Source organism: Neorhizobium galegae, assembly GCF_017877135.1.
GTDB classification, from domain to species: Bacteria; Pseudomonadota; Alphaproteobacteria; order Rhizobiales; family Rhizobiaceae; genus Neorhizobium; species Neorhizobium galegae_A.
Genome location: NZ_JAGIPH010000008.1, coordinates 165,228 through 191,421, shown reverse-complemented (window position 1 = coordinate 191,421; position 26,194 = coordinate 165,228). Strand labels below are relative to the sequence as shown.

The window sequence follows — 26,194 nt, the reverse complement described above, 5'->3', positions numbered from 1 at the left end:
TTCGAAGAAGGCATGTTTCTTTTCAACTGCTAAAGGGAAAAATAGTGCCGACATTTTGGGCAAGTTCAGGCAAAACAATCCAGCATTTCGATGTAATTTTATGCAGTGAGATGATAAAGGACATAGGTGGATCGCCACCCTGCGTTCATCGTCATGAATGAGTGATGATGGACACCCGCAAAAGCAAAAGGTCAGGCTAAACGGCCTGACCAAGAAGTTTTTCGAATATAAAGAGGTGAGATATTCTAGCCAGCCGGGCGTAAAGCCGCCAGCTGGCTGTTGTCACCGACGTGACGCAATATGGCTCTGCGCAGATCGCCGAGACTTGAAAACCTCTGATTATCCAGGTCGATGACATGAAATTTCACGGCGATAAAGCGAAATACACTGCCTTCGTTGATGGCTATCCCGACGGGCAAGCCTCCAAACTCCACAATACTCTTTTCCATGACGAAACCTCTGTCTTTGGATTTTTTTCGATTATTTTCAACCTCTTGCATTGATGAGGCAGCAACAGCGCATATGTGCTATGTGCGTTCGCGGAAATGATCGAGTGGCGGAATGCTGGCCAATTCGCGACATCGGATATCCTTTCAAACATCGCTCGCCGAAACTAATGGGGTTCAAAAGAGTGGAAAGAAAATCCGAATATAAATCTGAGGACGTTCTTCACCGTTGTTTGAATTGTTCTGGAAAATATGTGCTACATCTTTGCGGCCGTTGTTATCAGCGACGCGGTGCGTCAGCGTCCTGAAAGCCAGAAAATCGAAAATTCCCAGATGCGGCAGAGAAAATGGCGTCATGTCTGTCCCTGACTTTTCCGTCACCATAATCTAACAAAGGCCCCCCGGGCGTCAATTTAATCCATTAAATTGATGTACTAAATTGGTGGTTGCAGAGGGCAGGTTTTTCCGGGTTTGCGCATATGACCGCAATATCCAGCCGGCTTTGAAATTTGGCTGCTTTTGCGTGGATGCGTTTGTTCCGCGGAAATGAGCAACGCGAATTTGCGCGCGAAGCTTGGAGGGGGCGGACATGCGACCCAACTCGTTTTCTGTCTCGGGGCAAACCGTTAGCCTGAGACATTCCGCAACTGAGCGCATCCCAGGCGTGACGGCAATGATGGCGAGGAGTGTGCGGTACGGATAAGGTTCGCGGAACTAGGTTCCGCAGGCAAGGCAGCTCACCGCTCCATCAATGGCAAAGGAAACAGTCTGCTGCCGCGTCAGCAACCGCCATCACGCTCGTGCGTCAACCTATAGATCTCGCCAAGGGCATTGAACAAAAGCCGCCCTTGGAGACGTTCATAGCGAACGAGGTCATGATCACGTTGCCGAGGATCGCCACGGATATTCACCCTCCAGAGCCTCACTTGACCCAGAAATCATCACCATCAATCGCCAGATTTGGCGATCGCTGACGACGGATTAGGGTGTGATGGTTCCATAAGCGGAGTTATGTGGCTTTAACGTGTAGCTGGGTGCGTTCAAAGATAAAGTGCGACTTGCAGTGGCCAGTGTCCCAGCTTTGAGGTGGTGAACAGTTTCCGGTAATCCGGTCTGCTGCCAGCCTTCTCATCAGTCAATGAGGGTCGACCCCGGTCAAACCACTTGCATCTCGCCAGTTGGGGGTATGTACCCGCAACCATGTCACGGGAAGCTTGTCATTGCATTGCCTTGCGGAAAGCTGGAAGACGGGTGTCTTCCCATTACAATGGGGTGCTCGCGCCCCTGGGCATCAATGTTGCGCAATTCAGCCTTTTGCGACACATTCGCCGAATGGCCCCTGTCGTGGTTGTTGTCGGTCGCTCAATTGAGTCTCAACATTGGTCGCCTCCAGGAGTCATGGATTTGCATCTGGTGAGAGCGATGACCAAAACAGGGCCATTTTGGCCCCTGAGGCTACCGTTTCGTCATGAGGAACTCACAAGGCGAAATTCACCCAAAACGAAAAAAGCCCGCAAATGCGGGCTTTTCGACTGGTCGGAGTGGAGTGATTCGAACACTCGACCCCCACGTCCCGAACGTGGTGCGCTACCAGACTGCGCTACACTCCGTGACCAGTGGCGCCCGTATAGACGAGGCGATTTTATTACACAAGCACCTTTGGCAAATTTTTTATCGGATTTATCCGGGCGCTGCGCCCATGGCAGTTGATTGGCTTTAACCAGCGTCGCAGCAGTTGCGTTGCGATGCAACATCAAGTCTTCCCATGGTCATAAGAAAGAAATATGCTTCATGCCTATGAGTTCGTGACCCCTACCGGGTTGATTTGCCAATGGATCGAACAGTGTTTTGCTCTGCGGAACATCCTGTCGCCCCTGCATTTGTGGATATGACAAGCGCCATGCTCGAAGAACTTACCCAGGCCCAGGATAAACTCGAACACTGGCTGCATGCGGAGGCCCTGCCGCTCTGGCGTGCGAAAGGTTTTCAGGGAGAGGCAGGAGGGTTTGTCGAAACCATCGATCTTTCCGGTCTGGCGACAAGCGTTCCACGCCGCTCCCGCGTCCAGCCACGCCAGGTTTATTGTTTTGCCGAGGCCGGTTGCCGGGGCTGGGATGGGGACTGGCAGACGCCGACTGAGCAGGGCCTTAAGTTCTTTGATCGTGTCTACCTGCTGGAGAATGGCTTCTACGGCGCCCTTGCCACCGCCGAGGGGGAGATGACCGACGACAGCTTTGATCTCTATAACCAGGCGTTTGCGATCCTCTCCTTCGTCTACACGGCCAAGGCATTTCCGGACACGACAACTGCGATGGCGCAGCGCGCCTCTCAGATGCTTGCCCGGCTGAAGGCCGGCTATGCACATGCGGAAGCGGGCTTTGAAGAGGCCGTTCCGCGCCGCCTGCCCTTATGCTCCAATCCGCATATGCACCTCTTTGAGGCAAGCCTTGCCTGCGAGGCACAGGCGGGCTTTGACGAAGCCGCCTGGCGCGCGCTCTCGGATGAAATTGCCGGGCTTTGCATGCGCCGCTTCATCGATGCGACAAGCGGCGGGTTGCGGGAATTCTTCAATGGCGAATGGGCCCCGTTCGAGGGCGCGAAAGGCCGCATCATGGAGCCCGGCCACCAGTTCGAATGGGCCTGGCTTCTGGCGCGCTGGGCAGAACGGCGCGGCGACACGGGCGCCCTTGCCAAGGCGCGTCGGCTGTTCGAGATCGGCGAGCAGTACGGCATCTGTGCCACCCGCAAGGTGGCAATCATGGCCTTGAACGATGATTTTTCCGTCGCCGATCCGTTGGCGCGGCTGTGGCCGCAGACGGAATGGATCAAGAGCGCGGCAAAGCTTGCGGTTCTTTCGAGCGGCGCCGAGCGGGAGCGGTATCTCGCCTCGGTGCTTGCGGCTTGCGCAGCGCTCGATGTTTTCCTGAAGGTGCCCCTCCCCGGCCTCTGGCGCGACAAACTGAGCGCCGATGGTCAGTTTGTCGAGGAGCCTGCTCCGGCCAGTTCCTTTTACCATATCCTTTGCGCTATCTATGAACTGAGGGACTGCTTTCAGACACTTTCGGAGCAAACATCCAAAGCAGCCTGACGGCCTCGCCGGACGCTCTGCCCGCCAGAGGATGCGTTTAGCCCCTTTCCCGCCAATATGCCCCAAGACCTTGGGCGCGCTCCTTTCCCGACAAGGATCGCGGCCCTTCATGGAAGGAACGATGATGAAGTTTGGAACCAGCGGCCTGCGCGGCCTTGTGACGGAACTGGAAGGGCGCGCATCGGCGCTCTATGCAACGGCCTATGCGCAGTATCTGCTGGAAAGCGGCAAGGCAAAGCCCGGCGCGCGGATTTTCGTGGCCGGCGATTTTCGCCCCTCCTCGCCCGATATCATGGCAACCTGCATCGGCGCGCTTAAGCGCGCGGGGCTTGCACCGATCGATTGCGGCGCCATCCCGACGCCGGCGCTTGCGCTTTATGCGATGACGCATGGCGCCGCCTCCTTGATGATCACCGGATCGCATATTCCCGCCGATCGCAACGGCATCAAGTTCTACCGGCCCGATGGCGAGATCGACAAACGGGACGAACTGGCCATCACGGCGCTCGCCGAGCAGATGGCGGACAAAAACCTGGAGCTGACGCCGGGGACGGCGCCGAGCGAAGCGGCCGAGGCCGAGGCGATGTTTCGCGCCCGCAATGAACATATCCTGCCGGCCGGTGCCTTGGCTGGTCTTACCATCGGTGTCTATCAGCACAGCACGGTGGCGCGCGATTGGCTTGTCTCGATCCTTGAATTTTATGGCGCCAAAGTCCTGGCCCTCGGCCGGTCGGATCACTTCATTCCGGTCGATACGGAGGCGGTCTCCGAAGATTCGATCGCTCTCTTCAAGGCCTGGACTGCCGAACATGCGCTCGATGCCGTGGTTTCCGCCGATGGTGACGGTGACCGGCCGCTGGTGACCGATGAGACGGGCCTGCCGCTGCGCGGCGATCTGCTTGGCCTGATTGCAGCCGGATTTCTCGGCGCAAAGGTCGTGGTAACGCCGGTTACCTCCAATTCGGGCATCGAGGCGACCGGAGATTTCCGCGTCATCCGCACCCGCGTCGGCTCGCCCTTCGTGATCGAGGGCATGCAGCAGGCGTTGGATGCCGGTGAGACGGCGGTCATGGGTTTTGAAGCCAATGGCGGGCTGCTGACGGCCTCTAGCTTCGACAAGAACGGGAAGGCGCTGACGGCGCTTCCGACACGCGACAGTTTCCTGCCGGTGCTGGCAACGCTTTATCTTGCCAAGAGCCTAGGCAAATCTCTTTCGGCTCTGGCGGGGGACTTCCGGCTCCCGGTTGCCGCCGCCGACCGGCTGGAAAACTTTCCTGTCGAGACGAGCGCTGCCCTGATGGCACGTCTGCGCGCCTCGCCGGATAATCTGGCGCTGTTCCTGAAGCCGTTGGGCGGCGTGCGTTCGGTGAGCGATGTGGATGGTTTGCGCGTCACGCTCGAGGATGGCCGCATCATCCACTTGCGCCCCTCCGGCAATGCGCCGGAAATGCGGTGCTACGTGGAAGCTGAGAGTGAGGAAGCCGCACTTGCCCTGCTGCAGGAGGGGCTTGCGCTCATTCGCGCCGCCGCCTGAGGCTGCTCTTCCGGGTCGGTTTTTCAACCCATCAAAGGAACCAAGCGGGGGCAACCCCGTTTGGCTCCTTCGCTTGGAATGGAGTGAAATCGTCGCCCATGACTGTCAGTGACCGTTCCATCAAAGACGCAGAGGAAGCAGGTGAGCGCCTGCTTGCGGAACATCGTTCCGACGATCCCTTTGCCGCCGCCTTCAAGGCGACCCGCATGCCGATGATCATTACCGATCCGCGGCAGGCGGACAATCCGATCATCTTTTCCAATGCCGCTTTTTCGACGCTGACCGGCTATGCGCGCGAAGAACTGATCGGTCGCAATTGCCGACTGCTGCAGGGGCCGCAAACAGACAAGGCCGTGGTTGCGCAGATCAGGGCGGCCGTCGAGGACGAACGGAGCCTTGCCGTCGACGTTCTGAACTATCGCAAGGATGGCACGCCCTTCTGGAATGCGCTGTTCCTCAGCCCGGTGCGCAGCCAGGCGGGCGACGTGATCTATTTCTTTGCCTCGCAGCTGGATTTCACCCGGATGAAGGAAAGGCAGTCGGAGCTTGCCGCGGCCCGCAGTCTTGCCGAAGAGGAAGTGGCCCGGCGCACGAAGGATCTGAGGGATGCGCTTGAGGCAAAGACGCTTCTGGTTCACGAAGTGGACCACCGCGTCAAAAACAACCTGCTGACCATTGCCTCGATCCTGAAGCTGCAGGCGCGCCTCACCCGGGATGATACGGTTCGCAGAACCCTGCACTCGGTGCTTGGCCGGGTCGAGGCACTGAGCACCGTGCAGAGGAAACTGTTTACCACCGCCGATGTGGAGCATTTCGACGGGGCAGACTTCGCCCGCGATCTGGCAACCGACATGATTGGCGCCGTGCGGCGCGATGATATCGAGCTGACGTTCAACCTGTCACCGGTCCTCATTCCGGCCGCCAAGGCCTCCCCGCTGGCGTTTATTCTCCACGAACTGGTGGCGGACGCGGTGCGCCGGGGCCTCGGCGACGGTGGCGGCAAGCTTCACCTTTGCGTGGAACGGCTGAATGGCCAATTTCATATCGAGATGCGCGATACGGCCGTTGCGCGGGATGCAGGCGGCGAAGAGCAGGATTTTAGCCGGATGATCCTTGAGACCTGTGCGAGGCAGGTCGGCGCGACGATCACGCGCGAAATCAATGGAAGTGAGACGGTGGTGGATGTGCTTCTGCCGGTAGACAGCCATGGGGAGGGCAAGACATCGTGAATATACTGATCGTGGAAGACGAGGCACTGCTGGCGCTGGAGCTGGAAAGCGAGCTGCAGGCGGCGGGCCATGCGGTCATCGGTCAGGCCATGTCGAGCGAAGAGGCAAAGGTGCTTGCCGATCATCAGGCGCTGGACTTCGCCTTTGTCGATATCCAGCTTCTCGATGGGCCGAGTGGCATCGAGGTCGGCTATCACCTGCGCGAAAAGGGTGTGCCTTACGTCTTCATGACCGGCAACCTGAAGCGCATTCCGGAGGATTTTGCCGGTGCGCTGGGCGCGATTGAAAAACCCTATACGATGAACGGGCTGGAACACGCGCTGGCCTTTATCGAACGGTTTGTGGAGGGCGAAAGACGCGGTGCCTTTCCGCCCAGCCTCGTGCCGGCGCCATGGCTCAAGATGGCGCACTAAAGTAGGAAGACGTTGTGTAGAAGTGATTGATAGAGTGCCTCTGTTGACGCTAAATGGTTCGCGCAATCGCCAATGGATGACCGGCCATGACAGTCGTCGCCGTGGCGTCAGTGGCAAAAGCATGGATGGCGCATGGCAGCGGACGGAACGGTAACGGCCAATATCCCCTTCCCCGTTGGCGGTGGCCAGCTGGGTGCGCTTATTCGCGCCTTCGACTGGTCAAAGACCCGTCTCGGCCCCCTGGAGGAATGGCCCCAGAGCCTGAAATCCGTCACCAGCATGCTTCTTGGCTCGTCCGTCCCCATCGTGCTGTTATGGGGCGAAGACGGCATTATGATCTATAACGACGCCTATTCGGTCTTTGCAGGCAATCGCCACCCGCAGCTTCTCGGCTCCAAGGTGCGCGAAGGCTGGGCAGAAATTGCAGATTTCAACGATAATGTGATGCGAGTTGGTCTTTCCGGCTCGACGCTGCACTACCGCGACCAGGAACTGACGCTCGTGCGCAATGGCGTGCCCGAGCCGGTGTGGATGAACCTCGATTATTCGCCTGTCATGGACGAAAGCGGCAAACCCGCCGGCGTCATCGCTATCGTGGTGGAAACGACGCAGATGGTTCTTAGCCAGAGACGGCTGCGCGAAAGCGAGGAGCAGTTCCGGGCGCTGACGCTTGCAACATCCGATGCGATTTTCCGCGTCAGCCCGGACTGGATCGAGATGCGCCAGCTCGATGGACGGGGATTTCTGGAAAATCTCGACCGCCCCAGTTCTCGCTGGATCGAGGATTATTTGCCCGCCGAAGACCAACCGCCGATCGGGGCTGCCATCGGACGGGCGATCCGCACCAAGCGGCCTTTCCAGATGGAGCATCGTATCCGCAAGGCCGACCGGTCGATCGGCTGGGTCTTTTCCCGTGCCGTGCCGGTTCTCGATGCAAAGGGCGAGATCACCGAATGGTTCGGCGCGGCAAGCGATGTGACCGAACGTCGCCGATCCGATTCGCGGCGCGATGCTCTGGTGCGTCTCACGCGGGAGATCCAGTCGTTGTGGAATGTCGACGCGATTGCTCTTTCAGCGTCCCGCATCCTCGGTGAAACGCTGGAGGCCGACCGTGTGGGTTACGGCATGGTCGCACCGGACCTTACCGCCTTTACCATCCTGCAGGCCTGGAATGCCCGGGGTGTTGTCGATATCCGCGCCGATATGGATCTTCGCCCGCTTCCCGATCTTGTCGCAGACGTGCTGCGTGACAAGGTGGTTGCGGTCTCGGATGTCACGCTCGATCCGCGCGTGAGCGCAGCTGCAGACGCGCTGATTGCCCGCAGTGCCCGCTCCTTTGTCAATGTCGGCGTCGTGGAAAAGAACGAGATCGTTGCGGCCTTCTTCGTCAACTGTGCCAAGGTTCGCACCTGGGCCGAGGATGACATCGATTTCATCCGGGAGGTCGCCTCACGCGCCCACACCGCCATCGAACGCATCAAGGCCGAACAGGCGCTGCAGCAGCTCGCAAGTTCGCTTGAAGCCGAAGTTGAGCAGCGCACACGCGAACGCGACCAGATCTGGCGCAACACGCAGGATATCAACGTCGTCATCGACCAGATGGGCAGGTTTCGCGCCGTCAATCCCGCCGTCACCAAGATCCTCGGCTGGCGGGAGGACGAGATGCTCAATCGCTCCGTTCTGGACTTCATCGTCGCCGAGGACGTCGCCGCCACAAAGGCCACGTTCGCGCGGAACCTGTCCGGCACATTCCCCCCGTTTGAAAACCGCTACCGCTGCTCGAATGGCGGTTATCGCTGGATTTCCTGGGTTGCGGCGGCTGACGGCGCGCTGATTTATGGCAGCGGTCGCGACATTACGGCGGAAAAGAAAGCTGCAGCCGCGCTTGCGGCCTCCGAGGAGGCCTTGCGCCAGGCGCAGAAGATGGAAGCCGTCGGCCAGCTAACTGGCGGGCTCGCGCATGATTTCAACAATATTCTCGCCGGCATCAGCGGCAGCCTCGAGCTGATCAACCTCAGGCTCGGACAGGGGCGTATTGCGGACGCCGAAAAATATGTCGGTGCCGCGCAAGGGGCAACGAAGCGGGCAGCCGCCCTCACCCACCGTCTGCTGGCCTTTTCCCGTCGCCAGACGCTCGATCCGCGCACCACTGACGCTAACGCCCTGGTGCTTGGCATGGAGGAACTGATCCGTCGCTCGGTCGGTCCGGAAATTTCCATCGAGACCTCGCTCGATCCTGAACTATGGTCGGTTCTTGTCGATCCGGGCCAGCTGGAAAACGCGTTGTTGAACCTTGCCATCAACGCGCGCGACGCGATGGTGAATGGCGGGCGCCTGACCATCCGCACCTTCAAGCAACCGTATTCCGACGATCTTGCGGCCGAAAGGAACCTGAGCCCCGGCGATTACGTGGTGCTTTCGGTGCGCGATACGGGAACAGGCATGACGCCTGATGTGGCAAGCCGCGCTTTCGATCCGTTCTTCACCACCAAACCGATTGGCCAGGGCACCGGTCTTGGCCTTTCGATGATCTACGGTTTTGCCCGCCAATCGGGGGGACGGGCCGTGATCGTGACAGCCCCCGGCGCGGGCACTGAAGTCCTTCTCTACCTGCCGCGCCACGCCGGACAGGAAGCGCCTGCAGAACCCCTGCCCGCTGCCGCAAACGGCATGGTGCAGGGTGCTGGCGAGACTGTTCTTGTGGTGGATGACGAGCCGCTGGTGCGCGTTCTCATCGTCGAGGTGCTGGAGGAACTGGGCTACCGCGCGCTGGAAGCCGAGGATGCCGCAAGCGCCCTGCCCTTCCTCGAAGCCAGCGATCGCATCGACCTGATGGTGACCGATGTCGGGCTGCCGAACGGCATCAACGGGCGTCAGCTTGCCGATGCGGCGCGGGCGCGGCGTCCGGGGCTGAAAATCCTGTTCATCACCGGCTATGCGGAAAATGCCGTGCTCAACCAGAACAATCTGGAGCCTGGCATGCATGTGATGACCAAGCCTTTTGCCATGGAGGCCATGGCCACCCGCATCCGCCAGCTGATTGCCGAGCCCTGACAGCCCAAGATTTTTCAGACACGGCCGGAAAATTCGCCCCGCACGATGCCGTGGCGCTGCAGCTTGTCGTAGAATGTCTTGCGCGGAATGCCGAGGGCTTCCAGCGTCAGGCGCACATCCCCGCCGTTCTTGGCGAGCGTTTCGCGGATGATCTCCGCTTCCAGACGGGCCAGCCGGTCGGGCAGGGATTGCCCGCTGTCGATGATGCGCGGCGCGTCACCGGGCGTTGCCGCTTCCAGCGATGGTTCGAGCCCCAGCACGAAACGCTCGGCATAATGGGTCAGTTCACGCACATTGCCCGGCCAGTCATGGCTCGCCAGATGGTGTGAAACGGCAGGCGTCAACGCAGGCAGCGCCCGCGAGAAGCGATTGGCAGCACGCTGCGTAAAATAGCGGAACAGAAGCGGCACGTCGGCCCGGCGCTCGCGAAGCGGCGGAATGGACAGCGTCACGACGTTCAGCCGATAATACAGGTCTTCGCGAAAATCCCGCCGCTCGGCTGGATCGCCGAGATCCACCTTGGCCGCGGCAACGACGCGCAAATCCACCGGGCGGACTTCGTTGGTGCCAAGCGGAGTGACTTCGCGCATTTCCAGCACGCGCAGCATCTGCACCTGCGTGCCCGTCGGCATGCTTTCGATTTCATCGAGAAACAGCGTGCCACCGCTCGAGTGCTCGATGCGCCCGACGCGGCGCTTCTGCGCGCCAGTGAAGGCCCCCTGCTCATGGCCGAACAACTCGCTTTCCATGATCTGTTCCGGCAGGGCGCCGCAGTTCAGCGCGACGAAATTTCCCGCTGCCCGCCGGCTCCAGCGGTGCAGCAGGCTTGCCACCACCTCCTTGCCGGTGCCGGTTTCGCCAGTCAGCAGCACATCCACATCCGTATCGGCGATCTGGCGCAGCGTGTGGCGCAGGCGCTGCATGACCGGCGTCTGGCCGATCAGCGGCAGGCCGTCGTCATCGCCCGATCGCACCTCGCGCAAGCTCCGGTTTTCTAGGATCAAGGCCCGCTTTTCGCCGGCCCGCTCAACACATTGAACCAACCTGTCGGCTGCATAGGGCTTTGCGATGAAGTCATAGGCGCCGTCCTTGATGGCGCCGACTGCCATCGGGATATCGCCATGGCCGGTTACCAGCACGACGGGAATATCGGAATCGATGGCCTGCACCCGCGCAAACAGTTCCAGCCCGTCGATGCGCGGCATGCGGATATCCGAGATGACGACGCCGGCAAAATCCGCCGAAATCATCGGCAAGGCCTCACCGGCAGACGAGAAAGCCGAGACGGAAAAGCCGGCGAGATCGAGTGTCTGGGCCGTGGCGCGCAACAGGTCGCGGTCGTCGTCTATAAGAATGACGGGAAGCGGACGGCTCATGGCTCTGCTCTTTTCAGTTCGATCGTGAAACGGGTGCCTTCAGAGCTGCTGTCGACGCGGATGTGACCGCCATAGTCGCTGACGATATCCTTGGCAATCACGAGGCCGAGGCCGAGACCGCCTTCCTTCGACGTGTTGAAGGGCGAGAAAAGCTGATCGAGAATGGCCGGCGCAATGCCTGGCCCCGTATCCACGACATGGATCAGCACCGTGGTCGGCCCCTCGTCCACGTCGACATGCACCAGCCCTTCCGGATGCTGCTCGATGGCTTCAAGTGCGTTCTGCAAAAGGTTGATCATCACCTGCTCCAGCCGCAGCTGGTTACCGAGCACACGCAGATCCTCCCGCGGCATCGTGATCTTCAGGAGATCGAGGCGACCGGAAAAGCGGGTTTTGAGGAGCATCACGGCGCCGTTCAACACGTCCTTCAGGCTGACCGGTTCGGCCGCGGAACGGCCTTTGCGCGCCAGCGCCTTCAGATCCTCGGTAATGGTGCCGATCCTTTCGGTCAGGCTTGCGATCTCGTTCAGGTTTTCTTCGGCCGGTGCGAGCTGGCTGCGGGACAAAAAGGTGCGCGCATTGTCGGCATAGGCACGGATGGTCGCGACAGGCTGGTTGATTTCATGCGCCACGCCTGCAGCGACCTGGCCAAGAATGGCCAGCCGGTTTGCCTGCACCAGTTCCTGCTGCACGCCCTGGAGCCGTGCCTCCGTGACACGGTGATCGGTGATTTCGGCTTCCAGCCGGTCGCGGGCGCGGGTGAGGTCGGCCGTGCGCTCGCGGACCCTGCGCTCCAGTTCCGTGCGCGCCGCCTGCTCCATGGCAATGCGCGCAAGCGTGGCCTGTCGCCGCCATATCCAGAGCGCCGCCAGCGCCAGCAAGGGAACGAGGATGAGGAGCACGGACAGTTGCGCCTGCCGGACGGCGGCAGACAGCGCTGGCTCCACCGGCGACAGGTAATGCAGCCGCCAGGCGGTGGAACCGACCGGCACAGCCACTTCAAGATAAAGGGCCTGCCGTTCTCCCGGCAGCACCGTCTCGATAAGCCTCGTATCCTCGTCCGGCGCGTCCAGCACGTTGACCGGCAAGGGCAGAAGCGGCGTATCGCCGAACTGCAGGCTTTCATGCAGCGCTTTCAGTTTCGGCGCCGGCAAGGGGGCAAGTGTCATGAAGCGCCAGGAGGCAATGCTGGTGATCAGCACAACACCATTGGGGTCGGTGACGAAAGAGGGGCGCACCGCATTTCGCCAGTCTTCCTCCAACTGATCGAACTCCGCCTTCACCACCACCACGCCAAGCGGATTATCCGCCGGGCCGACCCTTTGGGAGATATAAAGGCCCGGCCTGTTGCTGACGCTGCCGAGTGCGAAATGCTCTGCTGCGCCATCGGTGATCGCGCGGGAGAAATAGGCGCGAAAAGCATAATCGCTGCCGACGAAACTTGAAGGTTCGCGCCAGTTGCTGGAGGCAATGGCGCGGCCGTTGTGATTGATGACATAAAGAACCGAGGCGTTCGTGTCGGTGATCAGGGCTTCCAGCTTGCGGTTCAGCGCATCGAGCCGCGCCGGTGCGGGGGCAGACAGCGCCTCCTCAACATCCCGGTCCTGCGCCAGGATCAGGGGCAGCGAGCGTGGACGCTCCAGCACCGCGCGCAGCAATGCCACCTTCAAGCCCGCATCCACCCTGCCCTGCCGCTGCAGATCCGCAATCACGGAGCCGCTGACATGGTGGTGGACCAAAGACAGCGCGACAGCAAGACAGGCCGTCGCGAGCGCCGTGAAGATCAGCCACGGCCGGCGTGCCACCCGAGGCCGTGGCGCGCGATCCTGAGTTTCGGAGAGTGCAGGTTCCATCAGCCGATTTGTGCATAAATCCGCCCGGACAACAAGGCGGTGCGTGCGAAATACCGCACATTCTCCAGTGCGGGTTTAGGGGGCAGAGAAAATTGCTCTTTAACTTCAGCTGGTTGCATGCTGACAGGAGAGTGGCACGGCCCTTGCTATCGTTGAATATCGTCAAAAATATCGCCCCGGGAGAGCCATAGTGGTTGGGGCGCGATGGAGGATCTATCGCATGGACATGACTCATGATGCTGCGACTTCGCGCGGCAAAATTCCCCTGTACCGGCAGCTGTATGTGCAGGTTCTGGTGGCCATTGCCGCCGGCATCACGCTCGGGCACTTTTACCCGGAATTCGGCGCTGCGCTGAAGCCGCTGGGAGACGCCTTCATTCGCCTCGTCAAGATGATCATTGCCCCGGTGATCTTCCTGACGGTCGCAACCGGCATTGCCGGCATGTCGGACCTCAAGAAGGTCGGGCGCGTGGCCGGCAAGGCCATGCTCTACTTCCTCATCTTCTCGACACTGGCGCTTGCCGTCGGCATGCTGGTCGCCAATGTGGTGCAGCCCGGCTCCGGCATGCACATCGATCCGGCCTCGCTCGATGCCAAGGCCGTTTCGACCTATGCGACCAAGGCGCATGAGACCTCGGTCGTCGGCTTCCTGATGAACATCATCCCGGAAACCATCGTCGGCGCCTTCGCGCAGGGCGATATCCTGCAGGTGCTTTTCTTCTCGGTTCTGTTCGGCATTTCGCTCGCCATGGTCGGCGATCGCGCCAAGCCGGTCACCGATTTCCTGCACGCCGTAACCGCTCCGATCTTCAAGCTGGTGGCGATCCTGATGAAGGCGGCACCCCTCGGTGCCTTCGGCGCCATGGCCTTTACCATCGGCAAATACGGTATCGGCTCGATTGCCAATCTCGCCTTCCTGATCGGCACCTTCTACCTGACCTCGTTCCTCTTCGTCTTCATCGTTCTGGGTGCGGTTGCCCGCTATAACGGCTTCTCGATCCTCGCCCTGATCCGCTACATCAAGGAAGAGCTGCTGCTGGTTCTCGGCACGTCCTCGTCGGAAGCCGCACTTCCCGGCCTGATGCAGAAAATGGAACGCGCCGGCTGCAAGCGCTCGGTCGTCGGCCTCGTCATTCCGACCGGCTACTCGTTCAACCTCGACGGCACCAACATCTACATGACGCTGGCGGCCCTGTTCATCGCCCAGGCGACGGACATTCATCTGTCCTTCGGCGACCAGATCCTGCTGCTGCTCGTCGCCATGCTCAGTTCGAAGGGTGCGGCCGGCATCACCGGTGCAGGCTTCATCACGCTTGCCGCCACGCTTTCGGTCGTCCCTGCCGTTCCGGTTGCCGGCATGGCGCTGATCCTCGGCATCGACCGCTTCATGTCGGAATGCCGGGCGCTCACCAATTTCGTCGGCAATGCGGTGGCAACCATCGTCGTTGCCCGTTGGGAGAACGAACTGGATACGGCAAAGCTTGCCGAAGCCATGGCCGGGCGCCTGCCGGCGGAGCCGTCGGTTCCGGCAAGCCTTCAGCCCGCCGAATAGGTTTCCTCCCAAGGAAAGAGACCGCATGCGTCTCATCGGAAGGCCCGCCGGATTGTTCGGCGGGCCTTTTCGGTTTGAGGCGGCAGCGCAGGATATTAGGGTCCGTTGACCAGCGACAGGATCAGCTGGTGGACATTGCCGCCGGGGTTCAGCTCCACCCGGTCGAACTCGACATTCTTTGCCCGCTCCGCCTTCGAAAGCTCGCCGAGACGGGCCGTCAGCACCTGGCGGATTTTCTGGCAGTCCGGGTCGTTCTCGACACGAAGGCCGAGGCTGAAATCCTGGATCTGCTGGACGAGGTCCTTGATAAAGGTTCCATGAACCCGTTCATGCTTTTCGACACCGGAGATGAAGCGAGTCCAACTGGCCGCCACATCCGGCGCAAGCCGGCCTGAGGGTTTGGGCAGCGTGTAGGTGATGATGAGCCTGGGCTTTGCGACCGTGATCGCACAGGCTGATCCCTGCGGCTCGTAGGTGCGCGTCCAGGTCAACTTGAAGCCGGTATGGGCAATGGCAAGTCCGCCGCCTGCCTGCGGCGCCCGCTTGCCGATGGCTTCATAGAGCGCGGCCCCCGTCGTGCCCGAGATGGCATAGGTCTTGACCTGCTCGACCGGCTGCCAATCGGCAGCCCCAGCGGCCGCCGGGGCCATCATGAGAACGGCCGCCAGCCCGCGGGCGACATGGAACCTGTAATTCAAACCCTGCACTTTCGAACACCCTGTGACACCGCCGGTGAAACCGACCGGCGGCGCATCATACGGTCCGGTGATCCGGGAGCAAGCCTCAGCCGATCGACATCAGGCTGGCATTGCCACCGGCGGCTGCCGTGTTGATCGAGGTGGAGACCTCTTCCAGCAGCCAGTTGAGGCAATAGGCATCGGCACGCCCGGCATCCTGTGGCGAGGCGGCCTGCGCGAGAACCAGCGGGCCGGCAAGATCGGCGATGCGCGTGAGTGCGGCGGTGACGGTGTCGCCCTCCCCTTCGATCAACGCGCCAGCGAAGGGGCCCGCCGTTTCCCAGTCGCCGGTAAAGCGGACGCGCGGCGAAAGGCTTGCCGGCAAAGCCTGCAACTGCGGGCCAAGGCCGGCAGCCGTATCGATGACGGCACTGTTGCCGGTCGCGAGCACGCAGGCAAGTTGCGTCAGAAGCCCCTGGAAGCTCTCTGCCACGAGAAGGATCTGGCCGCGGGGATGAAGGGCATAGAGATTTCGTTCGCCAACCGGCCCCGCCAATTGCAGCTCAAGCCCCAGTGCCGACTGGCGGCCGATGGTGCGCGCCCGTTCCGCCGCCTCCGGCATCTGCCGATCATCCAGGTAGCGGGCAAAATCGGTGAGTGCCGGATCAAGATGAACCGAACTGAGCTGCGGCGGCTCTGGCGGCACGTCCACGAGGCGGCCAAGATAGAGCGGGCCGCCCGCCTTCGGGCCGGTGCCGGACAGGCCGCGCCCGCCAAACGGCTGAACGCCGACAACGGCGCCGATCACATTGCGGTTGATATAGCGGTTGCCGGTGCGGATGCGGCTCATCACATGGGCGATGGTTTCGTCGAGGCGAGTATGGAGGCCAAAGGTCAGGCCATAGCCGGTGGCATTGATATCATCGATCAGCCGGTCGAGATCGGCGCGCCGATAGCGGATGACATGCAGGACAGGGCCGAACACCTCGCGCTGAAGCTCGCCAAGCGATGAAAGCTCGATGATCGTCGGCGCGACGAAGGTCCCGGCGGCGGCCGATTGCGGCAGGTCCGCGCGGTGAATGGAACGCCCAAGCGAGGCCATGTGGTGCACATGCGCCTCGATGGTTTCCTGTGCTTCCGGTGTAATGACCGGCCCGATATCGATGCTCAACCGATCGGTGCGGCCGATGGACAATTCGGCAAGCGCGCCCTTCAGCATCACCAGAACGCGGTCCGCGACCTCCTCCTGCAGGCAGAGAACCCGCAGCGCCGAACATCTCTGGCCGGCGCTATCGAAGGCAGAGGCGATGACATCGCCGACCACCTGTTCGGCCAGCGCCGAGGAATCAACGATCATGGCGTTCTGCCCGCCGGTCTCGGCAATCAGCGGGATCGGCTTGCCTGAGGAAGACAGCCGTCCGGCCAGTTGCTTCTGGATAAGCCGGGCGACTTCCGTCGAACCGGTAAACATGACGGCTGCCGTCTGCGGGGCTGCGACAAGTGCCGCGCCGATCTGTCCGCCGCCCGGCAGCAATTGCAGGGCGGTGACCGGAATGCCCGCCTCATGCAGGATGCGCACGGCTTCGGCGGCAATGAGGGGCGTTTCCTCGGCCGGCTTTGCCAGCACCGGATTGCCGGCCACAAGCGCTGCGGCCACCTGCCCGGTGAAGATGGCAAGCGGGAAATTCCACGGGCTGATGCAGACGACGGGCCCAAGCGGCCTATGGGCAGGCCCCAGTGTGCGCTTGGCCTGCTCGGCGTAATAGCGCAGAAAATCCACCGCTTCGCGCACTTCGGCGATGGCGTTGAAGACGGATTTTCCAGCCTCCCGCATGATGAGCCCGAGAAGCTCTAGCATGCGCTCCTCCAGCCGGTTTGCGGCGCGCTCGAGGCAGGCGGCCCGCTCGCCGGGCGCCGTGGCGGCCCAGGAGATGCCCTGCGTTGCGGCAAGCGCCACCGCCTGTTGCGCCATGTCTTCGGTCGCGTCCCGGACGTGGCCAACAGTATCGCCATGGTCGGCGGGGTTCAGCACCGGCTGTGCGTCGGCCGCTGTCGCCTCGAAGGCAATCAGCGGCACGGCGGTCCAAGGGATGACGGCGCTTGCCGTCAGAGTATGGGACAGATCGGCCAGCACCGTCTCGTTCGACAGATCGAGGCCCTTTGAGTTGCGACGACCCTTGCCAAAGATGCCGGAGGGAAGCTCGATGCGGTCGTGACGCGCGCCGGGCTCTGCCATCGCGCGCACCGCATCGACCGGATCGGCTATCATTTCCTCGACCGTGACCGTCTCATCGGCAATGCGGTTGACGAAGGAGGAGTTGGCGCCGTTTTCCAGAAGGCGGCGCACGAGATAGGCCAGCAGCGTTTCATGCGTACCGACCGGCGCATAGATGCGGCACGGTCGCGCCAGCTTGTCCTGCCCAACGACCTCCTCATACAGCGGCTCACCCATGCCGTGCAGACACTGGAACTCGTAGGACCCAACGGAAAATTCCGGCCCGGCCATGTGATAGACGCTCGCCAGCGTCTGGGCATTGTGGGTGGCAAACTGCGGGAAGACCGCATCGCGCGCGTCAAGAAGCTTTTTCGCGCAGGCGAGATAAGAGACGTCGGTGTGAACCTTGCGCGTATAGACGGGGAAATCGCTGAGGCCGTCCAGCTGGGCGCGCTTTATTTCGGCGTCCCAATAGGCGCCCTTGACGAGACGCAGCATGATGCGATGGCCGGAGCGACGGGCCAGATCGATGATGAAATCGAGCACGAAGGGGCAGCGCTTACCGTAGGCCTGGACGACAAAGCCAATACCGTTCCAGCCGGACAGGTCGGCATCCAGGCAGAGGCTTTCCAGAAGATCGAGCGACAGCTCCAGCCGGTCGGCCTCCTCCGCGTCGATATTGAGACCGATATCATAGGTCTTGGCGAGAAGCGCCAGCGCCTTCACACGCGGCAGAAGCTCATCCATGACGCGTGCGGCTTGCGTGCGGGCGTAGCGCGGGTGGAGCGCCGACAGCTTGATGGAAATGCCAGGCCCCGCATAGACGCCGCGACCGGCAGCCGCCCTTCCAATCGCATGGATGGCGGTTTCGTAGTCCCGATAATAGCGCTCAGCATCGGCCATGGTGGTGGCCGCCTCTCCGAGCATGTCGTAGGAATAGCCAAAGCCCCTGTCTTCCATCGTGCGAGCGCGGCGCAGTGCCTCATCAATGGTTTCGCCGGTGACGAACTGCTCCCCCATCATGCGCATGGCCATGTCGACGCCGCGCCGGATGACCGGTTCGCCGCAACGGGCAATCAGCCGCGTGAGCGCCGCAGACAGGCTGCGATCGTTGACGGTCGCCGTCAGCTTGCCGGTGACCACGAGCCCCCAGGTGGCGGCATTAACGAAGAGCGAACGCCCGCCGCCCATATGGGATTTCCAGTCGCCGGCGGAAATCTTGTCGCGGATCAGTGCGTCGCGGGTGGCCGTATCGGGAATGCGCAGCAGCGCTTCGGCAAGGCACATCAGCGCCACGCCCTCCTGGCTGGAGAGCGAATATTCATGCACCAGCCCCTCGACGCCGCTGCCGCGATGTTTTGCCCGAAGGGCTGTGACCAGCGCACGCGCCGTTTCCCGGATCTTCAGCTTGTCCGTGTCGGGCAGGCTTGCAGCCGAGAGCAGCGGCTGAAGGCATTCGGCCTCCGGACGGCGATAGGCGGCGGTAATGGCTTGCCGCAGCTGCGACTGCGCACCGATGGGCGGCGCAAAATCGGCGAACGGTTCGGAGGACGGGACTGCGGTGGATACGGAGGAGGCGCCTTGAAAGGTCATCGGAACGATCTCGATCACGAGGGCTGACATTTACCCGAGTGTACATGAATCCCGATCGGGAGGTGATCTTTAATGATGGCCAATGGAAGTGAATTTGGCTAGAAATAGCGTAATTTTCTGGAGAAAAATACCATGAACTCGCCATTGGAAGACGAACTGGATATGTTTGACATGAAGATAATCGAGGCTGTACGCGAAAACGGCCGCATCTCGGTCACGGATCTCGCGGCCAGCATTGGTCTTTCCAAGACGCCGTGCAATGCACGACTGAAACGCCTCATGGAAACTGGCTACATTCTCGGCTTCCGCGCTGTCATCAACCCGCAGAAACTCGGTCTCGATCACGTGGCCTTTGCCGAGGTCAAGCTGTCCGATACGCGGGAAAAGGCGCTGAGCGAATTCAATCAGGCGGTGCGGCGCATCAAGGAGGTAGAGGAGTGCCACATGATTGCCGGCCGCTTTGATTATCTTTTGAAAGTACGCACCCAAAACATCCGCCGTTACAGGGAGGTGCTCGGCGAAAAGATATCAAGCCTGCCGCACGTGGCAAGCACCTCCACATCGGTCGCCATGCAGTCCGTCAAGGAAAGCTGACTTGGCAAAAAACAGGCAAGGGTGCTGTCGTTTTTTCTGCAGATCGTACCGTTTTTGGGCAAGTCGCCCTCGCGAGAACCGCAAAACTCTGTCTGTATGAGGTGCTCGCAACCCAAAGGGCGTGCGAGTTTTTCCCCCAGATTTGCCCTGCCGTTTGGCAGGGCTTTTTTCGTTTGTCGGGCCGTCAAGCGCCTGAGACGCCTGCGTCTGGATTATAAGACAACGCTGCCTGCCATGAAGGCGAGGACGACAAAAACCAGAAATACGATGATCGCGATGAAGAACAGCACGCGCGCGATCGTGGCGGTTGCGGCCGATACACCGGAAAAACCGAGGAAGCCGGAAATCAGGGAGATGACGAGAAAAATAAGAGCCCACTTCAGCATGATCGTTCCTTAAATATCGTGTGTTCCCCTCAACGCAAAAGCCTCAACCGGGTTCCATGGTGGGTGCGGAGGGAGCCTCCGTCCGCGGCTGCGGCGGGAACTTGGAAAAGATCATGATGACGGGCGCTGCCGGCGCGGCTTTCCCCGAGGGGCCGCTCGTCTAGGAGCTGACGCGTAAAACTATTCCGAAAAGAAAAATTTAAATCCGCTCAATGCTTATATACATTTAAATATATAATGTCTGACGATCACAATTTTCGCGCTTCGAAAAACAACTAAACTTCTAATTGACAGTCAGATTACTTTGAACTTTCATAAGGGCATCACCTTCGGGGTGATTATTCCATACATGCGGCGAATGCCTGCCACGGCGTACTCGTCCGCACTCATAAAGTGTCGATTTGAATTCTCCTAACTGCTGGATGCTGGCAACATGGTGCATCTTGTGAAAATAGATTTTTTCTAACTTATCATGAACGTATGTTTGGATAAGACGCAGTAGAATATTAAATTTCGAATGAGTTGTGGCCTGGTATGAAATCAACGCCGAACTATCACATGATTGGTCTTGCCGTCCTGGCGGCAGTGGGTGTCGCTTACCTGTTTGTAACGGGTAGCCTGCTGTAGCCTCTGCAAGGCCTCAAGCGGTTGCCGCGCAGGCGCGCGCTGCCGGCTTCGCGTCTGAACCAGGCGCCATTCTCTCTTGATCAACGATTACGGACGGGCAACTGCCGTCTGGGGTGACTATCAGCCACCCCGGTCGTTCATCATGGACCGAATTTCCTCGACGCCGCGCAGCGCATCCTTGTTGCCGGTTTCCGCCAGCACCTCGAAGATCTGCCGCGCTCCTGCCGAAATGCCCAGTTCCTGATAGGCATAGGCACGCAGCACCATGAGATCGGTTGTCTCCGTTTTCAGTGCAGCACGCTGGTCAAGATAGACCAAGGCTTCCCTATAGCGTCCGGCCTGGAAAGCCGACAGCGCGCGGTTGCCGAGAATGGAAACCTGAAGCTCGGCGGCGCGGGCGGGCCGCTGGGGTGCCTTAGTGGCGGCAACGGCAGCGTTATCGGTCAGGCCGAGGCGCAGATAGGCCAGCGACTGTCCGTAGGCTGCATCCTCCCTAATGGCCGCTGACGGGCTTTTCAGTGCGGCCTCAAAGGCCTGCACCGCTTCCAGCGGACGGTTGAGATCCATCAGGCACCAGCCATTCGTCAGCGTGGTGTCCTCGACGCGCTGGGACGCGGTGCCGGTGCGCGAAGCGCAGGCGCTGCGACGGGCCGTGGCGGTTCTTGCTGTCGTCGTGGCGGTCATCCGCTGGGGCGCGGCGACGGGCGCGCCGCGGTCCGGCGCGGTGAAGGACAAGGGAGCGGGCTTGGTGGCCTCCTGGCGCGGCGTTTGGACAGCAAGTGGCGGGGTCTGCGGCGGGCTTTTTTCCCCCGCATCGGCGATGCGCTGTGAGCGCCCTGCCCATTCCTTCTGGATGGCCAGCACACCGGCGCGGTCGTTCAGGCTTTGCCGCACGATCAGGAGGCCATAGGCGGAGGGCTCGTCATCCGGTTTCCATTGCAGGGCGGTCTCGAACCACTGCATCGCCGTCTGTGGCTGACGCAGCGTCTGCGCATACCACCCCAGTTGCTGGGCGGCTGGCACATATTTGGCGGCAATGACTTCCACTGCGATGCGGCGCAGCACCGGTTCGGCCAGCACCGGCGCCGGGTTGAGCGCCAAGAGGTTCGCCGCAGCGGCAAGATAGGTCGCCTTGCTGTCGTCGGACGTGTCGCGCCACTGGTACATGATGTCTTCGGCCTCCATCGGCAGGCCACGGGCAATCAGGACCAGCGCAAGTCCCTGCGAGGCCGAGGCCGACGGTTCCTTGTCGCGCGAGGCACGGAACCATTTTTCGGCATTGACGAGATCGCCGCGCCGCTGGAACAGCCAGCCGAGCTGAAGGCTGTCCGAGGCGAGCTTGTCGCGCTCGGCCACGGCCTCAAGCCGCTGGACGTCTTCCGGCGCAACATCCATCCGGTTATTCTTGTTGGCATCGGCGATGAAGCGGCGGGCCAGATCGTCGCGCAGGGCGGCAAATTCCGGCTGGCCGTCCGCGAGCGGTTTCTCCAGGGAAAGAAGCGCGCGAAGATCTGTTGCCGGCAACAGTTCCGCTGCTTTCTGAATGGTCGCGACGCGTTCCTGCGGGTTTTCGCACTGCCTGAGAATATAGCTATAGGCGTCGACGCCACGCTGCGGGCGATCTGTGCGCACAAAGGCCTCTGCGATACGCCACAGCACATCCACGTCACTGCAGTTCAACAGGTTCGGGTTGCTCGCGCCAAGGGAGATGACGGTGGCATATTGCTTGAGGTTGGAGGCGTTGACGAGACGACTGCGCGCCTCGGCCATGGCGAGCCGGTTCAGCAGATCCGCCGGCGGCGTCCAGTTGGGGTCTGCCGCCTGCCGTTCCGCGATGGCCTGGCGGATCTCCGGATATCGGCCTTCCGCGTAAAGCTTCCACATGGCTTCCAGCTGCGGATCGCCGTTGCGCGGGATGGCCAGTGGATCGTCCGGCGGGGACCAATCGGGATAAAGGCTGCGCAGCCGGGCGATCTCAACCTTCAGCCGTGCGGTATCGCCCCGGCTGGCGAAATAGCGCAAAGCACTCAGATCCGGCTCCGGTGCCGCAGCATTCGTCGTGGGTTGAGACGGTGGCACAGACGCTTGCGCCGGGGCCGGTGTTGCGGTCGGCGGCGGATCTCTTTGCACGCGTCCGGCAGGCGCGGGGGCGGACTGGGGGGCAGCGGCGGGCGCTTCGGGAACCTGTGCGAGACGCGGTCCCGTGGTGACACCCATGGCCTCCTTGGCCAGGCGCAGGCGTCCCTGACGCTCCACCGGCACCAGCGACGGCTCCGTGTCGCCACCCTGGCTGGACGAGGCAGCGTATGAGGTGCCAGCGCCAAGCACGCACAGGCTTACGAAGACGACGGGCCAATAGCGATGCGCCGGTTTCAAAGACATGCCGGGTGTTCCTCCCGAAGAAATGAAAGCGCAAGAAGCTGAAGCGTCGAGGGGTAATACAGTTCAGGTCGGAAGCTTTGCAACTCGGCCGGCACCTGGGTGCCATTCACCACACAATCGAGCAGGCTGGTGACAATCCGGTATCCATTGTCGACCAACGGATCGAGCGGTTGACCGGTGATGAGGTTGACCGTTGCCATGGGACGGTCGACAGGTGCCATCGCGCCCATCAGATGGCGCAGGAACGCGGCATCGCCCAGGCCGGCGCGTGCCAAGTAAAGCGGGATACGGATGGCGTTATAGGAAAATTCAGGCGCAAAGCCTGCCGCCGGCTGTGGGCTTCGCTTGAGGCTGACCCATTCGGCGGGCAGCCGCGCCGGCCCGAATTGCAGCGACTGCAGGAGATCGAGCCCGCTATCCGTCAGATTCTGCCATTTCTCTGATGGCGCAAGCACGTTCATCACCGGAAAGGCTTCGAAGATCCAGTAGGACGGATTGATGACAGGACCATCGGCGCGATCCTTGGCCGAAAATCCGGTGGAAGCGGGCATCAGAAGCGTTCGCCCCCCGTAGACGACCACGGCGTCCTTCAACACTGCCGTTGCCATGCGCGTTGCAGCGGCAATGTAGTCCGGCCTGTTCCAGGTGGTACCTGCAAGGGCCAGTGCATAGGCAATCAGCAGGTCACCGTCCGTCGCGTTGTTGACGTCCGTCACATGCGGTTTGGAGGCCGGGTCCCATTTCCAGACGGCCAGACCATCGTTGCGCAGCAGCATCTCGGCACTTGTAAAGCTCCAGATGAGTTCGAAATCAGCGCGATTTCCGGCAAGGTAGGAGAGCAGCAAGCCATAGCCCTGCCCTTCGGTATGGCTGATGCCGCCATTGCCATTGTCGATGATGCGACCACCGCGATCGAGAAAGTGAGCCTTGTAAAGGCTCCATTCGGCTGGGCTGACCGATGTTGCAAGCGCACGCGCCGGTGGCACATAGGCAATAAAGAGCGCTGCAAAGAGAAGAGAAAACCACGTTTTCATGGCCGCCGGCCCATTCTGGAAAGCATGACCATCGTCGCAGTACCCAGGAATGCACAGACGACGACGACAAGACCTGCATAAATTAGAATATTAGTAGAGAACCAGTTGGCCGCAATCAATCGGTAGTTGGCAATCGACGGGGTGGTGCTCTGGACAAAGACGACACTGTGCGCCGGTCGATTGGTGATTTCGTCTATCTTGGCGCGGTAGGATGTCATGCGGCCACTCAGGGCCTGCCATTTGTCCTGTTGTGCCAGCCCCGCCAGCCCTTCTCGGAGCTCTGCAGGCGTTGGTGCAATGAGAGCGGTCCAGCGCGCGGAGCGATCGGGGCTCTGCCCCTGCCCGACCAGCAGCGTATCGTTCTGTGAAGGCTGGAAAATCTCGTCGCGCTCCGGCAGCAGGCTCAGCGATTCCAGCGAAATATCGAACCGGCGACCGATCCAGTGTCGTAATCTGGCAAGCCCTTCGGAAATCTCGCCGCCGCTCACCTGCTGGCGCCACTTGATCATTGCGTCGGGGGTGCCGACCGTCTGTGTGGCGGGCGCTCCGATCTGCGGCCGCCAGGTGTTGACAGCGGTGGACGATACCCCAAGCTGCGACAGGACTTTCGGAGGTATCTGGCCGATTGTTCCGACAAAGAGTGCCGGGCGTTCGCCAAGCGCCTGCGCCGCCATCACCATATCAACCTGCTGCAGGCGTCCGAGCGACAAGGCGACCTTGCCGATGAAAGTCGCGGCTGCCGCCAGCGTGTCCGGTTCCAGATGATCGATCGACAGGAGAACAGGTATCGTCGCATCAGCGGAGAATCGGCCAAAGCTTGTCAACGTGGCAAGGTTTGGCACTTGGCCCAGCCGCGCAAAGTTCGGCATCACCCATTCGGAACTATCGAACAGTGCAAAACGCGGAGTCTGGCCCGCGGGTGTCCCGGGCATGCAGGCCAGATCGGCCTCCGTCTCGAGCAGGACCTCGATGACGATCTCGTTGACCCCGGCCTTGATGTGCCGCAGGGGGACCTTGATGGGCAACTTGTTGAAGATCGCCCCGCTCGTCGTCTTGATCGGCAAGGTCGACGCGATATTCCCATTGATGTAGACATCGATATGGCTGCCAGGCCTCACCTCCGCGGTGAAGGCTGCATCAATGAGCAGCGTCGCCTCGCCATAGGCATTGGCATAAAAGTCCGGCGGTACGGCAATGTTGAAGCCCGTCCGCAGCCGGCGTCCGCTGAACTCGACAGTGTCGACTCCCATCTGCGACAGCGGAATCTGTTCACCGCCGACGAGAATTGGAGCGTTCGGGGCGCTCCAGCGCTGGGTCTCGATGACATCGCGCGGCACGTTGAGAGGTCGGTCCACGGAGGCCACGAGGCTTTCGATGGCAGGCCCGATACTTTCCCAGGTGGGGCCCGCGATCAGCAGTCTGCGGTTGTTTCCATCCTTGGCGGGCAGGACTGTGGCAACCGCTGCTGCGCGGGCCGTTTCCGGAAGGTCGGCAACGAGCGGGTGCAACTCGCTCCACGTGCCCATGACGATCAACAACTGGCCCGGTCCCGGCGTCAGATCATCGACGGTGGAAAACTGGAAGGATTGGTTGGGCATCGAGCCAAGCAGGGCGATGCCCTGCACGAGGCGAATGGCATTGGTGGCTGCATTGGTCTGGCCAACGCCTGGCATCCAGATCTTGAACTGCGTGCGTCCCGTCTCGTCGACGCCCACGGCACGGATCGCCTCGGCAACCGACAGAGGCGCGATCGAGGCGCTGGCAAACGAAAGATAGGTCTCCTTCGGGTCGATTTCCGTCCACAATTCATAGGTGGAGCGGATGTCGCAGTCGGTCCGGTGACGTTGCGAGGCGATGATCTCGATGCGGTTGGCACCTGCCTGCAGGACGCCCGTCGGAATGTCGAGGAGGAGCGTGCCGGGTGCATCGGCAGCCGCAATCCGCTCCTGCGCAATGGGATGACCGTTGATCAGGACCTGCAGTTCCGACACTTCCGGGGCAATGACAACAGCATTGCGAAAGCTCATCCGCAATTTGGCCGGCGCATTGGCTTCCGCGTCCATCAGGTAGAAGCTCCACCCTTTGCGAGCGTATTCGCCCTCGAGAACCAGACTTGCGCCCGGCACGAGGTAGTGGCGCAT

General features: G+C 61.1%; 17 protein-coding genes, 1 tRNA gene and 1 pseudogene. 8 read left to right on the top strand and 11 right to left on the bottom strand.

All coding sequences use genetic code 11. The annotated features are described in order from the left end of the window. Positions 1–245 precede the first annotated feature (245 nt). Together J2858_RS20480 and J2858_RS20475 are read right to left on the bottom strand one after the other, a co-directional pair. A complete protein-coding gene (locus tag J2858_RS20480) occupies positions 246–449 on the bottom strand; it encodes a hypothetical protein (protein WP_210106714.1) in 204 nt (67 codons plus the stop codon). A gap of 174 nt (positions 450–623) precedes the next feature. After that, positions 624–803 carry a hypothetical protein gene (locus J2858_RS20475; protein ID WP_210106713.1) on the bottom strand — a complete coding sequence of 60 codons (180 nt, stop codon included), beginning with the start codon at positions 801–803 and terminating at the stop codon, positions 624–626. A gap of 843 nt (positions 804–1,646) precedes the next feature. Here J2858_RS20475 and J2858_RS24150 point away from each other — a divergent pair. Further along, positions 1,647–1,790, top strand: a pseudogene (locus J2858_RS24150) (MarR family transcriptional regulator); the annotation flags it as partial. 189 nt (positions 1,791–1,979) lie between these two features. Here J2858_RS24150 and J2858_RS20470 read toward each other — a convergent pair. Beyond that, a tRNA-Pro gene (locus J2858_RS20470) sits at positions 1,980–2,056 on the bottom strand. A gap of 290 nt (positions 2,057–2,346) precedes the next feature. On the opposite strand from J2858_RS20470, the gene J2858_RS20465 reads away from it, so the two are divergent. The 5 genes from J2858_RS20465 (at position 2,347) to J2858_RS20445 (ending at position 9,764) form a co-directional block, all read left to right on the top strand. Beyond that, positions 2,347–3,534: an AGE family epimerase/isomerase gene (locus tag J2858_RS20465; RefSeq protein WP_210106712.1), complete on the top strand. Its 1,188-nt coding sequence runs from the start codon at positions 2,347–2,349 to the stop codon at positions 3,532–3,534. Positions 3,535–3,658: 124 nt separating this feature from the next. Next, the gene (locus tag J2858_RS20460) at positions 3,659–5,068 is read left to right on the top strand and encodes a phosphomannomutase (protein WP_210106737.1); all 1,410 of its coding nucleotides are present in this window, start codon (positions 3,659–3,661) and stop codon (positions 5,066–5,068) included. A gap of 98 nt (positions 5,069–5,166) precedes the next feature. Continuing rightward, on the top strand, positions 5,167–6,297 hold the full coding sequence (locus J2858_RS20455) for a PAS domain-containing protein (protein WP_210106711.1): 1,131 nt from the start codon (positions 5,167–5,169) through the stop codon (positions 6,295–6,297). Next, on the top strand, positions 6,294–6,710 hold the full coding sequence (locus J2858_RS20450; protein WP_210106710.1) for a response regulator: 417 nt from the start codon (positions 6,294–6,296) through the stop codon (positions 6,708–6,710). Before J2858_RS20455 ends, J2858_RS20450 begins: the two co-directional genes overlap by 4 nt. Before the next feature lie 132 nt (positions 6,711–6,842). Further along, positions 6,843–9,764 carry a PAS domain-containing protein gene (locus J2858_RS20445; RefSeq protein ID WP_210106709.1) on the top strand — a complete coding sequence of 974 codons (2,922 nt, stop codon included), beginning with the start codon at positions 6,843–6,845 and terminating at the stop codon, positions 9,762–9,764. Between the two features lie 14 nt (positions 9,765–9,778). Here the strand turns inward: J2858_RS20445 and J2858_RS20440 are convergent, their stop codons facing one another. Both J2858_RS20440 and J2858_RS20435 read right to left on the bottom strand, forming a co-directional pair. Next, on the bottom strand, positions 9,779–11,140 hold the full coding sequence (locus J2858_RS20440; protein WP_210106708.1) for a sigma-54-dependent transcriptional regulator: 1,362 nt from the start codon (positions 11,138–11,140) through the stop codon (positions 9,779–9,781). Beyond that, positions 11,137–12,993, bottom strand: coding sequence for a sensor histidine kinase (locus tag J2858_RS20435; RefSeq protein ID WP_210106707.1), 1,857 nt, complete (start codon positions 12,991–12,993; stop codon positions 11,137–11,139). Before J2858_RS20435 ends, J2858_RS20440 begins: the two co-directional genes overlap by 4 nt. 220 nt (positions 12,994–13,213) lie before the next feature. Between J2858_RS20435 and J2858_RS20430 the strand changes: the two genes are divergently transcribed. Then, positions 13,214–14,545 (top strand): dicarboxylate/amino acid:cation symporter, encoded by a 1,332-nt coding sequence (locus J2858_RS20430; protein ID WP_210106706.1) that lies wholly within the window; start codon positions 13,214–13,216, stop codon positions 14,543–14,545. A 95-nt stretch (positions 14,546–14,640) separates the two neighbouring features. Here J2858_RS20430 and J2858_RS20425 read toward each other — a convergent pair whose 3' ends face one another. After that, positions 14,641–15,198: a DUF922 domain-containing Zn-dependent protease gene (locus J2858_RS20425; RefSeq protein ID WP_210106736.1), complete on the bottom strand. Its 558-nt coding sequence runs from the start codon at positions 15,196–15,198 to the stop codon at positions 14,641–14,643. A 130-nt stretch (positions 15,199–15,328) separates the two neighbouring features. Then, entirely contained in the window at positions 15,329–19,030 is a 3,702-nt protein-coding gene (putA, locus tag J2858_RS20420) for a trifunctional transcriptional regulator/proline dehydrogenase/L-glutamate gamma-semialdehyde dehydrogenase (protein ID WP_210106705.1), read from the bottom strand. Positions 19,031–19,162: 132 nt separating this feature from the next. Between putA and J2858_RS20415 the strand changes: the two genes are divergently transcribed. Then, positions 19,163–19,624 carry an Lrp/AsnC family transcriptional regulator gene (locus J2858_RS20415; RefSeq protein WP_210106704.1) on the top strand — a complete coding sequence of 154 codons (462 nt, stop codon included), beginning with the start codon at positions 19,163–19,165 and terminating at the stop codon, positions 19,622–19,624. 212 nt (positions 19,625–19,836) lie between these two features. On the opposite strand, the gene J2858_RS20410 is transcribed toward J2858_RS20415, so the two are convergent. From J2858_RS20410 to J2858_RS20395, 4 genes are all read right to left on the bottom strand, one after another. Further along, complete coding sequence (locus tag J2858_RS20410; protein ID WP_210106703.1) at positions 19,837–20,010, bottom strand: DUF1328 domain-containing protein; 174 nt, start codon at positions 20,008–20,010, stop codon at positions 19,837–19,839. A gap of 747 nt (positions 20,011–20,757) precedes the next feature. Next, positions 20,758–23,019 (bottom strand): tetratricopeptide repeat protein, encoded by a 2,262-nt coding sequence (locus J2858_RS20405; RefSeq protein WP_210106702.1) that lies wholly within the window; start codon positions 23,017–23,019, stop codon positions 20,758–20,760. Beyond that, a complete protein-coding gene (locus tag J2858_RS20400; protein WP_210106701.1) occupies positions 23,010–24,053 on the bottom strand; it encodes a glycosyl hydrolase family 8 in 1,044 nt (347 codons plus the stop codon). The genes J2858_RS20405 and J2858_RS20400 overlap by 10 nt, the downstream gene beginning before the upstream one ends. Beyond that, the gene (locus tag J2858_RS20395; RefSeq protein ID WP_210106700.1) at positions 24,050–26,194 is read right to left on the bottom strand and encodes a cellulose biosynthesis cyclic di-GMP-binding regulatory protein BcsB; all 2,145 of its coding nucleotides are present in this window, start codon (positions 26,192–26,194) and stop codon (positions 24,050–24,052) included. The genes J2858_RS20400 and J2858_RS20395 overlap by 4 nt, the downstream gene beginning before the upstream one ends.